Annotated in this window: 14 protein-coding genes; 5 read left to right on the forward strand and 9 right to left on the reverse strand. The window is 42.5% G+C overall.

What is annotated here, in order from left to right:
- Positions 1 to 7 precede the first annotated feature (7 nt).
- Positions 8 to 1915 carry an ATP-binding cassette domain-containing protein gene (locus AX660_RS06180; RefSeq protein WP_068374042.1) on the reverse strand — a complete coding sequence of 636 codons (1908 nt, stop codon included), beginning with the start codon at positions 1913 to 1915 and terminating at the stop codon, positions 8 to 10.
- A gap of 79 nt (positions 1916 to 1994) precedes the next feature.
- Between AX660_RS06180 and AX660_RS06185 the strand changes: the two genes are divergently transcribed.
- Positions 1995 to 2201 (forward strand): YheV family putative zinc ribbon protein, encoded by a 207-nt coding sequence (locus tag AX660_RS06185; RefSeq protein ID WP_068374045.1) that lies wholly within the window; start codon positions 1995 to 1997, stop codon positions 2199 to 2201.
- A gap of 14 nt (positions 2202 to 2215) precedes the next feature.
- Here AX660_RS06185 and AX660_RS06190 read toward each other — a convergent pair whose 3' ends face one another.
- The 3 genes from AX660_RS06190 to AX660_RS06200 form a co-directional block, all read right to left on the reverse strand.
- Positions 2216 to 3154: an AEC family transporter gene (locus AX660_RS06190; protein WP_068374046.1), complete on the reverse strand. Its 939-nt coding sequence runs from the start codon at positions 3152 to 3154 to the stop codon at positions 2216 to 2218.
- Between the two features lie 64 nt (positions 3155 to 3218).
- On the reverse strand, positions 3219 to 3431 hold the full coding sequence (locus AX660_RS06195) for a SlyX family protein (protein WP_068374047.1): 213 nt from the start codon (positions 3429 to 3431) through the stop codon (positions 3219 to 3221).
- A 1-nt stretch (position 3432) separates the two neighbouring features.
- Complete coding sequence (locus AX660_RS06200; protein ID WP_068374048.1) at positions 3433 to 4422, reverse strand: WD40 repeat domain-containing protein; 990 nt, start codon at positions 4420 to 4422, stop codon at positions 3433 to 3435.
- Positions 4423 to 4526: 104 nt separating this feature from the next.
- Here AX660_RS06200 and AX660_RS06205 point away from each other — a divergent pair, with 104 nt between their 5' ends.
- On the forward strand, positions 4527 to 5270 hold the full coding sequence (locus AX660_RS06205) for an FKBP-type peptidyl-prolyl cis-trans isomerase (RefSeq protein WP_068374049.1): 744 nt from the start codon (positions 4527 to 4529) through the stop codon (positions 5268 to 5270).
- Positions 5271 to 5706: 436 nt separating this feature from the next.
- Here AX660_RS06205 and greB read toward each other — a convergent pair whose 3' ends face one another.
- Positions 5707 to 6195 (reverse strand): transcription elongation factor GreB, encoded by a 489-nt coding sequence (greB, locus tag AX660_RS06210; RefSeq protein WP_068374050.1) that lies wholly within the window; start codon positions 6193 to 6195, stop codon positions 5707 to 5709.
- A 116-nt stretch (positions 6196 to 6311) separates the two neighbouring features.
- On the opposite strand from greB, the gene AX660_RS06215 reads away from it, so the two are divergent.
- On the forward strand, positions 6312 to 8642 hold the full coding sequence (locus tag AX660_RS06215) for a Tex family protein (protein WP_068374055.1): 2331 nt from the start codon (positions 6312 to 6314) through the stop codon (positions 8640 to 8642).
- Between the two features lie 343 nt (positions 8643 to 8985).
- Here AX660_RS06215 and AX660_RS06220 read toward each other — a convergent pair whose 3' ends face one another.
- The 3 genes from AX660_RS06220 to bioH form a co-directional block, all read right to left on the reverse strand.
- Positions 8986 to 9966, reverse strand: a complete 981-nt coding sequence (locus tag AX660_RS06220) for a putative metalloprotease CJM1_0395 family protein (protein WP_068374057.1) — start codon at positions 9964 to 9966, stop codon at positions 8986 to 8988.
- 18 nt (positions 9967 to 9984) lie between these two features.
- Positions 9985 to 10317, reverse strand: coding sequence for a hypothetical protein (locus AX660_RS06225; protein WP_235594667.1), 333 nt, complete (start codon positions 10315 to 10317; stop codon positions 9985 to 9987).
- A 119-nt stretch (positions 10318 to 10436) separates the two neighbouring features.
- Positions 10437 to 11204, reverse strand: coding sequence for a pimeloyl-ACP methyl ester esterase BioH (gene bioH / locus AX660_RS06230; protein WP_068374062.1), 768 nt, complete (start codon positions 11202 to 11204; stop codon positions 10437 to 10439).
- A gap of 192 nt (positions 11205 to 11396) precedes the next feature.
- Between bioH and AX660_RS06235 the strand changes: the two genes are divergently transcribed.
- Entirely contained in the window at positions 11397 to 11954 is a 558-nt protein-coding gene (locus AX660_RS06235; protein WP_235594668.1) for a ComF family protein, read from the forward strand.
- Here the strand turns inward: AX660_RS06235 and AX660_RS06240 are convergent.
- The gene (locus AX660_RS06240) at positions 11951 to 14509 is read right to left on the reverse strand and encodes a M14 metallopeptidase family protein (protein ID WP_068374066.1); all 2559 of its coding nucleotides are present in this window, start codon (positions 14507 to 14509) and stop codon (positions 11951 to 11953) included. The genes AX660_RS06235 and AX660_RS06240 overlap by 4 nt on opposite strands.
- 155 nt (positions 14510 to 14664) lie before the next feature.
- On the opposite strand from AX660_RS06240, the gene nfuA reads away from it, so the two are divergent.
- Positions 14665 to 15243: a Fe-S biogenesis protein NfuA gene (gene nfuA, locus AX660_RS06245; protein WP_068374068.1), complete on the forward strand. Its 579-nt coding sequence runs from the start codon at positions 14665 to 14667 to the stop codon at positions 15241 to 15243.
- Positions 15244 to 15255: the final 12 nt, after the last annotated feature.

Genomic DNA, 15255 nt, shown 5'->3' on the forward strand with positions numbered 1-15255 from the left:
CAATACTTTAGCTAATGAGTGCTTGGTCAAACTCGGCCTGCATGGTTTCAAGTTGCTCTTGGCTATCAAGCCATTGCAACTCGACTTCTTCCAGTTCGCCTTTGACTTTTGCTTGCTCAGTAATAATGTCTTTAAGCTGTTTTTTATTTTCAGCGCTGTAAATTTCACTATGACTTAATTCAGCTTCGAACTTTTCCAATTTGCCATGTAAGTCAGCCATGCGTTTTTCATACTGAGTCACTGATTTTCGCAAACCTTGGGTCGATTGTCTGAACTCAGCCTCAAGACGTTTAACGTTTTTTCGCTCAGGCTTAAGCACCGTCTCGCCAGTGTGATTAGCGTTTTGTTCTGGTTTTAAGATCCAGTTTTTATAGTCATCTAAATCACCATCAAAAGGCTGAACTTGACCACTGTCAACTAAGTAAAAATCGTCACACACCGAGGATAATAAAAATCGATCATGGGACACCAAAACCATAGCGCCTTCAAAACCCTGCAAGGCGATATTAAGGGCGTGACGCATATCCAAATCTAAGTGGTTGGTCGGCTCATCGAGTAATAACAAATTTGGTTTTTGATAAACGGTTAAGGCTAAAACCAAACGGGCTTTTTCACCACCCGACATGGGTGCCACTTTCGCCATGGCATCGTCACCACGAAAGCCAAAACCGCCCAGAAAGTCTCGCAAACTCTGTTCGGTCGCTTTGGGATCTAAACGTTGAATATGCACTAAGGGTGAATCATCGGCCCGTAAAAACTCTAATTGATGCTGAGCAAAATAGCCGATACGTAAACCTGCCGAGGTTTCATAATTGCCTTGTAGCGCTTGGTTTTCACCGGCCAACAACTTGATTAAAGTTGACTTACCCGCACCGTTTTTACCCAATAAACCTATGCGACTACCGGGCACTAGATTAAGTTGTAATTTTTCGAGGATGACTTTTTCACCATAACCGACTTTAACCTGCTCCATCTTAACCAAAGGATTAGGCAATTTAGGTGGAGCTAAAAAGCGAAAAGTAAAATGAGAGTCGGCCATTACTGGCAGTAGGGTTTCCATTCTGGCCAGTTGTTTTACGCGGCTTTGGGCTTGTTTGGCTTTACTGGCCTTGGCGCCAAAACGATTAATAAAAGACTCTAAATGCGCTATTTGATCTTGTTGCTTTGCATACTGCAAACTTTGTAAACGCAAGCGTTCAGCGCGCTGGGTTTCATAAGAATCGTAATTACCGCTATAACTGACTAATTTTTGCTGCTCAACACTGATGATCTCGTTAACCGTGCTATCGAGGAAAGACTTATCATGGGAAATCAGCAACAAGGTGCCGGTATAACGCTGTAACCATTTTTCTAACCAAATAACCGCATCTAAATCTAAGTGGTTGGTTGGCTCATCCAGGAGCAGTAAATCCGAGTAACATAGTAAGGCTTGAGCGAGGTTAAGACGCATGCGCCAGCCGCCCGAAAATGCATTAACTGAATTTTGCATTACATCATTAGCAAAACCTAAACCGGCCAATATTGTTGCCGCACGAGATTCAATATCATAAGCGCCAGCTTGTTCGAGCAAACCATGAATAACCGCTATTTGCTCACCATCATGTTTTTCTTCGGCAGCCGTTAGGCGAGTTTGTAAAGCCCGAAACCGAAGGTCGCCATCCATCACATAATCTAAAGCAGAGCGCTCTACCGCCGGGGTTTCTTGGGCGACCCACACAATTTGCCAATCTTTAGGAATGACAAAATCACCTTGCTCGGGATGTAATTCACCTCGGATCAGTGCAAATAAACTGGATTTACCACAACCATTGGCACCTATCAAACCCGCTTTATGACCTGGATACACAGTCGCGTTTACATCTTGCAGCAACATCTTGCTGCCGCGCATCAAAGAAAGGTCGGAAAATTGGATCATGTTTACCTATTGCTCATAACACTCAAATTCAATATTAGGTATGATACCAAGATGAAGAGCCAAATTGACCTTATTAATCATGTCTAACAAAATAAAAAAACGCTTTGTTGCAGGCGCTGTGTGCCCTAAGTGCAAAGCCATGGATTCCATCATGTTGTATTTCGAAAACAACGTTGAAAAAATTGAATGTATCCACTGTGATTATCACGAGTCACAAGTAGATAAAAAAGTAAGTGCCGCCAGTCATGGTGGTAATGGCGTAATTGGGGTTTTTAAACCCGAATAATCACTGTTTACGCCTTACACCCAACCTAAATAGCGCAACAAAAACAAACCAATCGCTGACGTAAACATCGAAAATAATGTACTGCCGGCAATAATCGCCGCAGTTAGATGATAATCACCACCAATGCTGCGTACCATGGGGTAAGCAGCTGCTGCCGTAGGCGCAGCACTCATCACATATAAGACGCCAAGTTCTTGTCCCCGTAAACCGCAGTAATAACCAATGACAGTGGCCACCAAAGGCAAGATCGCGATTTTACCTGCAATTGCTACATACAACAGGCGTGACGCTCTAAACTCGTGCCAGCGGATGGATGCACCAACACAAAGTAACGCTAGGGGTAAGGTCATGCGAGCCAGATATTGCCCCGTATCTAAAATGACGGCAGGCACTTTTATTGACAGTAGTGCAATGATTAAAGCTACAAAAATGGCAATAGCTAAAGGGTTAGTCAGCACACTTTTAGCCACAGCTTTGGCAGAAGGCGATTCGGCCTGGTGGTAATACAAAGTTAAAATCGAAAAAATATTAACTGGCACAACCAGAGCAGCCAGATACATGGCAGCGATAGGTAATACGTCATTACCAAAAGCATTGGCGGCTAGAGCCAAACCAACAATGGCCATATTGCCACGACAAGTACCTTGCACAAAAGCGCCACGAGATAATTGTGTGGGTATATAAGCTGCTAGCCAGTGCATCGCCAAAAAAGACAAAACCATAACACTGCCAGCTACTGCGATTAACAAGCCAGGGAAATGACTGCTCAGATCTGTGGTCGCGATATTGACAAACAGGAGTGCTGGTAAAGTGAGGTTAAACACCAAACGTGCACCTATATTGGCAAACTCATCGTTGATCCAGCCAATGCGTTTTAGCACTACCCCCAAAATAATGATAATGCTGATAGGCAGCGTCACTTCAACTGCAAAGATAAAAGACTGAAAAATCATAAATACAACAAGACCTATGCAGCGTAATAAGGAAGATGGTTAGCGCTAAAAACAGCTCAGTTTTCTAATAATGAGGAGGTGGGGTTTCTTCATGTTCTCCCGCCATATTACTTGGTTCGATAGCCTGCAACTTATTTAGTATGCGTTTAAAAGCAAACTGTAAATCTTCTAGTTGTTTTTGCTGCTCAATTAAAGCCTTATTGAGGCTTTCAATAGTGTCTTCTTGAAAAGCCACTTTCATTTGTAATTGTTCAATATCGTCGATGATGTGTTGCATATTAATTACTCTGAATGGGCCAAATTTCGGCTAAGCCGCTACTGCTTTCTGATATAACTTTGTTGTCTGCTAAAAACCCTACGGCAAAAACAACGGCGGTTTGAGGTTGGCTGCCTGCTCTGGGGGTCACTCGCCAGCTTTTAATTTCGTCGCCACTTTGCACATCCCACAAATTCAGTCTTCTTGCTGGAGAGCCAGTTAGTAAATACTTGCCATCTTTAGAAAAAACTGCCGTGCTGAATATTTTCTGGCGCTCGAAATAACGTAAATTACTGACTTCCCTGCCTGTAGATAAATCCCAGATCCTTGCGTCACGTTTACTGTCAGCCGTAAAGGCAAAACGCCCTTCATCATCCAAGGCAACTTTAGTCACACGGCTTGGATGATCAAATTTATAGACAACTTGCCCTGTACGAGTATCCCATAAATACGCAACATAATCGTTACCACCGCTTAAGGCATAAAAACCATTTGGAGACAAATCAACACTATTAGTTTTTTCTGTATGACCCAAAAACTCAAGGCGTCTGCCAGTACGGGGTTCGAAAAACATAACTTTGCCGTTACTGCGGCCAACTAGGATGCCATTGCCTTGGTTGGCAACGGCTATATCACGAATATTCGATTCATCAATGCGCCAAAATCCTTCGGGCTCGCCATTTGCTAAGTTCCATAAGGCAAAAGCATCTTGGTCAGACGTCACCGCATAACTATTATCAAAGGCTATATGAATATTCACTACCAAGTTATTGCCTTCACCTTGGTGGTTCCAGATATAGCGTTTTTCATTTTTGGCCAAATCCCACACGCTAATGCCATTGGATAAATTCGATATCACCGCCAAAGTGCCATCGGGTGAGATGTTTGCAGCATCAATCCCTTCATCTGCGTGATGAAAAGTCTGTTCGGCCGTATTGGTTAATTCTCCACATGCTGTTAACAACATACAAATTAATACAAAATAACAAGGGATTTTCCAAAGATTAGACATCAATAGGTTTCTCTTTGTTGTGGCTACGTTTAGACTAGGCGTTTTAATCGCATGGCATAGTTTGCTTGATTCATCTCAAGCTTGCACATTTTTGGAGAATTATAATGAAAAAGGCGTTAATCGCTATCTTAATAGGTTCAGCTTTGGGTTTAAGTGCTTGTCAGCCGGTTGCAGAGCCTGTTGATATATTAAAAGTTGAAGTGTTAAATCTTGAAACTGACGAACAAAAACAAGCTTATGCGATGGGTGCCAGTGTAGGTCAGTTTATCGAAAGTAAAATACTGGTTCAGGAAAAACTAGGTGTTGAATATGATAAAACCATTGTTGCTAAAGGTTTTATCGCTGCCATTCAAGGCCAGTTACAAATGGATATGCAAGAAATGCAAACCATTACCCAAGCTATCGAAGCAAAAGTAAGAGAACAGCAAGCAGCTATGGCGGCAGAAGCTGCCGCGGCAAACATTGCTGCAGGCCAAGCTTTCTTGGCAGAAAATGCCAAACGTGAAGGCGTAATGGTAACTGAGTCTGGTTTACAGTATGAAGTACTGACTCAAGGCGAAGGCGAAAAACCAGTAGCTGAAAATACCGTTAAAGTTCACTACCGTGGAACCTTGTTGGATGGTACCGAGTTTGATTCTTCGTATAAACGTAATGAACCAGCGGTATTCCCACTAAGTCGTGTTATTTCTGGCTGGACAGAAGGTGTACAACTGATGAATGTAGGCTCTAAATTTAAGTTCTTTATCCCATCAGAATTGGCATACGGTGAACGTGCTACCGGTTTAATTACCAGTAATTCAACACTTATATTTGAAGTGGAATTGTTGGAAATTGTTGCAGCTAATTAGTCGCAGTCACCTGTAAAGGTGAACAAAAAAGAATAAAAAAGCCGAACACTGTGTTCGGCTTTTTCATGAACATTTTCAAAATCTTTCATAACTTTTCATAACAAACAGAACCAGCTACTTTCCATGCTGAACCTTATTCCTTCATCGCTGTTACCCTTCAAAAGGGCCGATTAGCCCAGATTTAACTGGGTGGTCAATGCAAACTGTTTTATAGATTTACTAAACGATATAAAAATTTACCTCTAGTAAAGAGTTGAACAAAATTGCCAGTTATATGCGATTTAATCTCTTGAGAAATTTTAGCCACATGTAGCACGTTTTGACGGCAATATTTCAAAACGTTGACCTAGTCAAAGTACTTTCAACTACTAACGAAGAGAACCTTGATTAGTTTTAAGCTTAGTCTAATTTGAATTTTATGCGCGCAGGTAAAGCGTTATTTCTTGTAATAAATAGCACTAATAAAATAGCTTTTAATTCCACTTGGTGTAGAAACCGAAATTTCGTCGTCTACCTGTTTGCCAATTAATGCTCGAGCCATAGGAGAATCAATGCTGATCTTATTTTCACGTAACTCAAATTCGTCTGGCCCAACTAATTGATAAGTTAGTAGATTGCCTAGATCATCATCCAATTCCACCCAAGCGCCAAAAAATACTTTGCCCTCTTGTTGTACAGAAGGATAAACAACTTTGAGTTCGTCCATTCTTTTAGTTAAAAAGCGCACTCGCCTGTCTATCTCTCGCAAGCGCCTTTTACCGTAAATGTACTCAGCGTTCTCTGATCTATCACCCATAGCCGCTGCCTCTGAAACTGCTTGAGTGACTTTAGGGCGCTCATCCTTCCATAAAAATCTAAGCTCTCGTTCAAGCTTTTCCCAACCATCCCGGGTGATATAATTGGTTTTTTTAGTTGCTGGCTGCATGTCAAAACACAATAGTTAAAAAGTCAGTGTAAATTCTGCCATTTTTCTTGGCGTATTGCTGGTAATTTGTTGTTCTCATCCCTATATAGGAGGTTGGACAAAATTAAGGTAGTCACATGATAATTGAGAAAATCGCGCAGGAACTGCAAGTCAAAGTCAATCAGGTTAAATCTGCGGTAAATCTATTGGATGAAGGTGCAACGGTTCCTTTTATCGCCCGTTATCGTAAAGAGGCCACAGATGGCTTAGATGATAGCCAATTACGTACTTTAGAGCAGCGTTTAACGTATTTACGGGATCTTGAAGACCGCCGCGCGGTGATTATCAAATCGATACGTGAACAAGATAAAATGACGGATATTTTGCTAAAAAGTTTGCAGCAGGCCGACAACAAAACCGAACTCGAAGACATATATCTGCCCTATAAACCCAAACGTCGTACCAAAGGCCAAATTGCTATCGAAGCAGGCTTAGAGCCATTGGCAGATGCTTTGTTTAATGAACGGTCCCTCGATCCAGAAATTTGTGCTCAGGCTTATGTCAGCGTTGATAAAGGCGTGGCAGATACTAAAGCAGCGTTAGAAGGCGCCAAATATATTCTTATGGAGCGTTTTGCTGAAGACGCTAGTTTGCTGCAAAAAATCCGTCAGTATTTGTCTAAAAATGCTTTTATTAAAAGCCAGATAGTGACAGGAAAAGAAAGTGAAGGTGTTAAGTTCAGTGATTATTTTTCCCATACTGAACTACTGCTTAATACCCCTTCTCATCGCGCTCTAGCGATGTTTCGTGGACGTAACGAAGGTATATTACAAGTTAGTCTTGATGCGGATCCGCAAAAAGATGAATTACAAAAAAGCTCTTACTGTGAGCAAATTATCGCTGACCACCTGAACTTAAAGTTTAATGGCCAGGCCAGTGACAAGTGGTTTTCTGGCGTAGTGCAGTGGACTTGGCGCGTGAAAATCATGTTACACATGGAAAACGAATTGTTTAGCACCTTGCGTGAAAAAGCCGAACAAGATGCTATTAGTGTGTTTGCTAAAAACTTAAATGACTTATTAATGGCTGCGCCTGCGGGTGCTAAAGTGACTATGGGACTCGATCCTGGTTTAAGAACCGGTGTAAAAGTGGCGATAGTCGATGCCACAGGTAAAGCCGTTACCACCACCACGATTTTCCCTCATGTGCCACAAAACCAGTGGGATAAATCCATGCGGACCTTGGCTGTATTATGCCAGCAGCACAAAGTGAAGTTGATCAGTATCGGCAATGGTACAGGCTCAAGAGAAACCGATAAACTCGTGACCGAAATGATTAAAGCTAATCCCGAGTTGGGTGTAAGTAAGATCATGGTCAGTGAAGCCGGCGCTTCGGTTTATTCCGCCTCAGAATTAGCTTCGAACGAATTGCCGGGCATGGATGTATCTTTGCGTGGTGCAGTTTCTATCGCGCGTCGATTGCAAGACCCTCTGGCAGAGTTGGTTAAAATTGAACCTAAAGCCATTGGTGTAGGCCAATACCAACATGACGTTAGCCAAAGTAATCTGGGTAAATCACTCAGCGCAGTTATTGAAGATTGTGTAAACGCAGTTGGGGTTGATGTAAATACAGCATCTATTGCTTTACTGAGTCATGTATCTGGTTTGAACCGTACTTTGGCGAATAACATCGTGCAATTCCGTGATAAAAACGGAGCTTTTAAAAGCCGTAAAAACCTACTCGAAGTGGAACGTTTGGGGCCTAAGGCTTATGAACAAGCCGCCGGGTTTTTACGTATTATGAATGGCCTTGATCCGCTTGATGCCTCTGCTGTGCATCCCGAGGCCTATCCTGTAGTACAAACTATAGTTAAACAAACGGCCGTTGCCGTGAATGACATAGTCGGTAATACCGAATTACTGAAAGCCCTTAAACCACAAGACTTTGTGACTACTCAGTTTGGTTTACCCACAGTGACCGACATTATCAATGAGCTGACTAAACCCGGGCGCGATCCTCGCCCTGAGTTTAAAACCGCTAACTTCAATGAAAATGTGCACTCCCTAAGTGATCTAAAGCCCGGCATGATCCTAGAAGGTGTAGTGAGCAATGTGGCTAATTTTGGCGCTTTTGTTGATGTAGGTGTGCATCAAGATGGTTTGGTACATATTAGTGCTATGACTGACAAATTTATCGCTGACCCCCGTGAAGTGGTAAAAGCCGGAGATATCGTTAAAGTCAAAGTGATGGAAATTGATGTGGCGCGCAAACGTGTGTCGTTTACTATGCGTATGAACGATACTCCAAGTCAGCCTTCCACAACTAAAGATCAAAGCAAAGCACCGGCTAAAAAAGATTTTCAAGCCCAAAAATCACCTAAAAAAGAGTTTTCACAGCAGAATAATCAATCTAACCCTTTGATGGGTAACGCTTTTGCGGATGCTTTTGCGAAAGCCAAAAAACGTTGATGTCTAATACCAATTCCATTAAATAAATAGGCACTTAGAACGCGTCCAGCGGTTAAGGAACAAGGCGTCGCTATGCAGGAATGGCCTTACCCTTTCAAATAGCGAGAACGCAGTGCCATATCCGCTGGGGTGTTCCCTTTGGGCGAGTTTTAAAAGCACATACTCAGCGTTGCTCGAACTCGAAAGAGCGCCACTATTACTTCATTCAAGCGCCTTGATTATGTGCTTTTAAATTCTCGCTGAGTGTACATTTATTTAATGGAGTTGGTATAAAGCACTCAAGTAAAATCAAAAACGCCCACATCAGTGGGCGTTGTTTTGTTTATGCAGTGAGAAATTGAATTTAGGCAGTTTGCTTAAAACCCTCAGTATGTGGGGCAGTCACTTGTTGATAGTAGTTTTCAATGACTGCCAAACGCCTAACAATATTTTGGTCACGATTGGCATTAAACAATTCTATTTGCTCTTTTAATAATACTTCGTCTGTTTGACTATCAGCAATTTCCAGTGTGCTTTTTTCTAAAGTACGAGTAGGAATACTGACCTCAATATTATCGGTTATTTCTGACAATGAGGGGATTTCAGCACGTGTTGATGACGGGTCTTGACTAGGCTCGGCTAAACTTGGGGGTAAGGCTCGCTCAAAAGCCTCTCCGGCTTTGTCAGCTGCGGTCTGAGCAATCTCATTTCGCGCTTCTACTGACTTTTGACTGGCTTCAGCGGCTACCCGTAAATCTTGCGGTGAAGGTTCGGCTGGCGCCAAGGCTGCGGCCTTGACCTGCTGCATTTTTCGGATTGTCTCTTCAGGTGTTGAGCCCTCTGAAATATCAATAGATACTTCACCATCCGTTGCATATTGACGCCCGTCTGGACCCGCAGTTAACTCAAATTGTGGCGCTGATGCGTATTGACCACCTAGTGATGCATGTGCTTTTTCGTGGGTCCGTACTTCCAGATCCCGTTGTTTTAGCTCGTTTAATTGTTTTTCATTAGCTTGTTGCTGTTGATCTTGCTGGCGACCTTCAGCATCTTCACGGCCAGCACTTTGTTCACTTCCGTTATCTTTTTGTGCCGTTTGCCCATCAGCTAACTGACTTTGATTAGGCTGAGCTTGAGGGCGTTCATAGGTAAGTGGTGGTGGTGCTTGTCCCGGTGTTTTAGCCCGATCAAATTCAGAGCCAAGACCTTTTTCTGCCGCGCTTTTTTCACCCTGAGTAGGCGCTGGTACCGTTTCTTTAACGGTATTTTCACGACGCGCGGCCTCATTATTAACAACGCCGTTGTTAAAGGTGATAGCACTTGGAATGGGTGGGATAATATTCATCGTTTAATGACTTTGCACTTAGGCCAAAATATCGAGAATAGTGCCAATGGTACCATTAGCAGTGTCAATCACTTTGGTTGAAGCTTGGGCGTTAATGCTGTTGACCGACAATCCCACTAGTTCAGTAGTTATGCTCCCACTAGCGGCTTGGGGTAAGGTTTGCTTAATCGCATTGAGTTGAGTAGTCACTGCGTTAGCGAGAAATTCTTGGGGGCTTTGTGATGATCTAGAAGCGACTGACAAACTGGCGATATTGTTAGTATGTTGGCTAATATTATCCGAGGCACGCGACAAACCGAGCTGACCGCTCACAATCGCAGAATTGAGATTATTATTCACATTTATCGACATATCAGCCCCCCAGCCTCAAGTGTCTAATTATTAACCATTTTTGTGTTTTTTTAAAGTCCTTATGATTTTTGTTAGCTATAAACCCAAATCATTCTTCAACTCAATGACACAAGGTGTAGTTAATTCCACACTATATTGGTTAAGACCTCGATAAAACGTTGAGGTTCCGAAATAAAAGGCGCATGGGATGAATTGTCAAAAACAGTAATGTTAGCCTTGTGATGTAAAGCGCTTAAATTTTCTTGTAGTTTAAGCGGTACCAAACTGTCTAACCTGCCCAAGATAAAATCCACTGGGCATTGAATATTCGCAAACTCAGAACGTAAGTCGCTATCTTCAAGTAACTGCAATCCCGCACTTAAGGCCAGTGGGTTAGCCGCTGGATAATGATCCATCTGCTCTTTTATCACTTTAATATCTTGTTTTGCTGTTGGGCTACCCATTGCCTGTATCGCCATAAAACGATTTACAGTCGCTGCTAAATTGAGTTCAAGCTGGGCATTAAAATTACTCAGTACATTTGACTGCACACCTGGCCAATTGCCATCAGCAATGAATCTTGGGCTACTCGACACTAACACTAAGTGCTTAATTTTTTGCGCGGCTATTAGTGCAATTTTTTGAGCGAGCAAGCCACCTAAAGACCAACCCAATAGAATACACGGATTGGGCAAAATTTCACTGATAAGCTCAGCAACGGCCTCTAAAGTATAGGGAGCGGGCAGTTTTTGATGATTTAGCCCAAAGCCTGGTAAATCAATGGTTGTGACGGTGAAAGAGGTGTTTAGTTGTGTAATACAACTTTGCCATACACCACTGTTTAAACCCCAGCCATGTAATAATACGAGCTGAGGTCCTTGACCCGAGGTGGTGGAAATTAAGTTCAAATTAAAATTTCTTCTATGCTTAAAATAACAGTACTACCAGCTTAAACTCTCTCACATAGGGATATGAAAGGCATGATGAGCCATATAATACAGGATTGTTTGATCTGTCGGCAGACAAGTCGCGAATTAATTTGTCGCTACTGCAAACAAGACTTAAGGTTTTTGGTTTGCCCTACTGGGGACAAAAACTTGATGTTATGGCCGCGAGTTGGCAAGGGTTTAGAAAAAGTAGATTTCACTCAGCTGTATGCACTTGCGGATTATCAGTGGCCGCTTGCTCGATTACTCACTGGCCTTAAGTTTTCAGCTAAATTGCCCCACGCCAAAGCCCTCGCCCAGTTGTTTGTTGAGCACAACTTAGCACCAGACGTTGAACGCCCTCAGGCACTTATTCCTATTCCGTTGCATAACAATCGTTATTTATGGCGTAAATACAATCAAAGTTATGAAATTTGTCGGCACCTGAGCCTACTAACTAAGATACCTAGTGAACATAAAATTTTACGCAGAATACAAGCAACAAAAGCCCAGACCGCGCTAAGTGCCAACCAACGAAAAGTTAATATGCGCGGTGCTTTTAGCATTGCGCCAAGTGCATTAACGCAACTAGGGCAATATCAGCATATTGCCCTGTTTGATGATGTTATTACTACTGGCGCTACCACCAATGCTGCGTTTTTATGTTTGAAAAAAGCCCATCCACAATTGCGTGTTGATATTTGGAGTATCTGTATTACGTTAAAGTATTAACCACCAGCATTAATAAAAGCAGCCATAAAAATAGCGTTATCCATCAAGCGACTTGTTCCTTGCCATACCCCGCGAAAATTCACATCGGTATTGAAGGCAATAATTTTGCCTTTGCCTTTCGTATGGGCAATAACGGTCGCACTGTTGCCAATCAATTCTTGTAATTCAGCAGCGGTGTAACCTGCTATCAGTGGCTTTGCGGTATAACTCGCGACGGTGATAAATGGTTTTTCAGGTTTAAGCATAATCTGATTGTTGTTACGAAATACCGCTAAATCTGACTTATGAAAACCAAAGGCTAAGGGATGACTCAAATCAAGTTGGGTGGCAAATACGGCACCGGCTATGCGCTGTTTGGCTTTAAAGGCTTCCATATCACTGTATTGCAGCCCCTTGATTTCAAAGGCCAGCGCAATGTCTTTATCGGACTTAAACTGAGTTTTGAGCCACTTATTATCGGCAAACCATTTAATGGCCGACTGCTGGCCAATTAACACACCACCTTGTTTGAGCCATTTTTCAATACTCTCTACCGTTTTGGTGGCGACACTTTTATAGTTACCTTCTACCCATATTATATGACTGTAATTCTCCAGCTTTACACTCGATAAACTATCCAAATCTACAATAGTAAGTGGCATTTCTAATTCTTTATCAAAATGATGCCACACTTCTCCTGCTTCATACTGCGAAGTGCCTTCACCACCCACCAACAATACTTTAGGTAGCTCAATATTCACCATTTGGTTGCTTCCCAAATCTATACCCTGACGGGTCAAGCCTGAGGTAAGTGAATGTATGGCTATAGGTAGATCGCGACTTTGCTGATGTAATATTTCGAGCAGTTTGGTCGGCTGCTTAAGGGCTGTAGGTATCATCACGCTACCTGCGCCAAAGCTAGTACTACCTTGAGTTGTTTGGGCTACCAAGGCATCGCCGGCAAGCTGCACTTTTACACCAGCTCGTAACAAGCGGCTGAGTAAAGTGGGTGCTTTTGAGTCATCCCATGTAAATGCATAAGCGTAGGCATTTTCAATTAGTTGAGGTTTTACATCTGCACGACTTGTTGAGGATTGTTTTTCTGGGGCGACTTTACGCCATAACTTTTTTTCTACTGGCGCATAATCAAGATTAAAAGCCAGCGGCAGGTTCCAGTTAGATACGTCGTAAAAGGTATTGTCATCAAAACTTTGACGAGTCGAAAACAAGGACTTAATTAAACGATAACGTTCTTGCTCCAAGGGTACAAAAATACTGTTGCTTGCTACAAAGTTTTTATCATCAACCTTAATATCTTTTGCTGGTGCAAAAAACTCAATTTTATGAGCCTGCAAAATTGCCTGAAAACGAGCAAACCGAGAGTCGTCCAATGCCTCTTGCACTAGGTAGCCACTTAAGTCATCTTTTTTAACTAACTGTTCGGTTTGTTGGGCAAACTCTTGTTGATAGTTAAGTAAGGCGGATTTATTGGCTAAAGCACCGGCAAAGGTTGAAAGCGAAGTAGTAACTTGATTTTGAATCGTTTGTTGAAAGCTTAACAAACCATTGGCGGTATCGCGCAAATGACCACGACTACTGGCTTGTTCAAAGAGAATACCTATGCTGCCAAAGGCGTCTGGATAGGTAGAACCTTTACCATAATAAAAGTCATCGTATCCTTCTTGAGTGAAATATAGCTGCTTAGTGTCATCTAAGGCTTTGGCATGAAAATCCCCAAGTGCCGCGGTTAATTCAACATTTTTAAGTGGCGTCCAAGGATTTTTACGTTCAGGCACACCTGGTTGAAAAAAGAATGTTGAGTCAGAACCCATTTCATGAAAATCAGTTAATACATGGGGTCGCCATTTTTGGTATTGGGCAATACGTGCACGGGATTCTGGATGCGTTAACAATAACCAATCGCGGTTTAGATCAAACCAATAATGATTCGTACGTCCTGATGGCCACGCTTCTTGATGTTCTCTGTTCATCGGATCGGCCACTAAAGTCTGGCCTTTGTGCATGTTGGCCCATTGAGCAAAACGCGACAAACCATCGGGATTAATGCTGGGATCAAGCAATACGATATTGTCTTTTAATAAGGCGTCGATTTGTGCGTTTTGGCCTGCCGCCAAATAATAAGCAACTAATAGAGCCGCGTTGCTACCTGATGATTCGTTACCATGCACACTGTAACCCATCCACAGCACCAAGGGATCGTTGTCATTAGCAGGTTTACCAAGGTTTGCTACATGCTGTGCCTGCAACTCTGACAACTTATTTTGATTAGCTGGCGAGGTAAAAGCTAACAATAATAAAGGGCGGTTTTCATGACTGCGGCCGGTTTCTAGCAAACTCACACGATCCGACTGTGCAGCGAGAGTACGCATATAATTTACAATTTGATCATGACGAACATGCCAATCACCCACTTCAGCCCCCAAAGATTGGGTAGGACTAGTAATAGTGGGATTATATTGGGTATTGGCAGGTAAGTAGTCGTTATCGGTCACTGCGAACAGTGTTTGGCTGGTTAAGAGCAAACTAAGGGCAAAAGTAAAAAATAATCGTGACATATCAGCGCGTCCAAAAATCAAATAAACAATGAGCTAAACGCCAAGACTCGCATGTTTTAAACCAAATTAACATAAGGAAAAACCATTACTTGAGTGTTTTAGTCAAGTAATATTTGTTATGCTATAGCCATAGAGTAAAGCTAGTAGGGTTAAACATGATTTCTATTTCTGAAGCCGCGCAAGCGCATTTTTGTAAGTTGCTCGATAAACAAGAAGATGGCACAAATATTCGGGTTTTTGTGGTCAACCCCGGTACGCCAAGTGCAGAGTGTGGCGTGTCTTATTGTCCACCCGATGCAGTTGAGGCCAGCGATACCACCCTTGAGTTTAACGGTTTTGATGCCGTAGTCGATTTAGAAAGCGCGCCCTTTTTAGAAGGCGCTGAAATTGACTTCACTACCGATCAAATGGGTTCGCAATTGACCCTTAAAGCACCGAATGCCAAAGCTCGTAAAGTAGAAGAAGATGCGCCGCTAATTGAGCGTATTAACTATATGATTGAATCAGAGGTTAACCCGCAGTTAGCCAGTCATGGTGGTAAAGTCTCTTTAGTTGAAATTACCCCAGACAAAATTGCCTTGTTGCAGTTTGGTGGCGGCTGTAATGGTTGTTCAATGGTCGACGTTACCCTTAAAGACGGTATCGAAAAACAAATGTTAGCTAAGTTTTCTGGTGAATTGGTTGGTGTTAAAGATGCTACCGAACACAAAGCGGGCGAACATTCTTATTATTAGTAATGTGTAGTA

Source organism: Paraglaciecola hydrolytica (genome assembly GCF_001565895.1).
Taxonomy (GTDB): domain Bacteria; phylum Pseudomonadota; class Gammaproteobacteria; order Enterobacterales; family Alteromonadaceae; genus Paraglaciecola; species Paraglaciecola hydrolytica.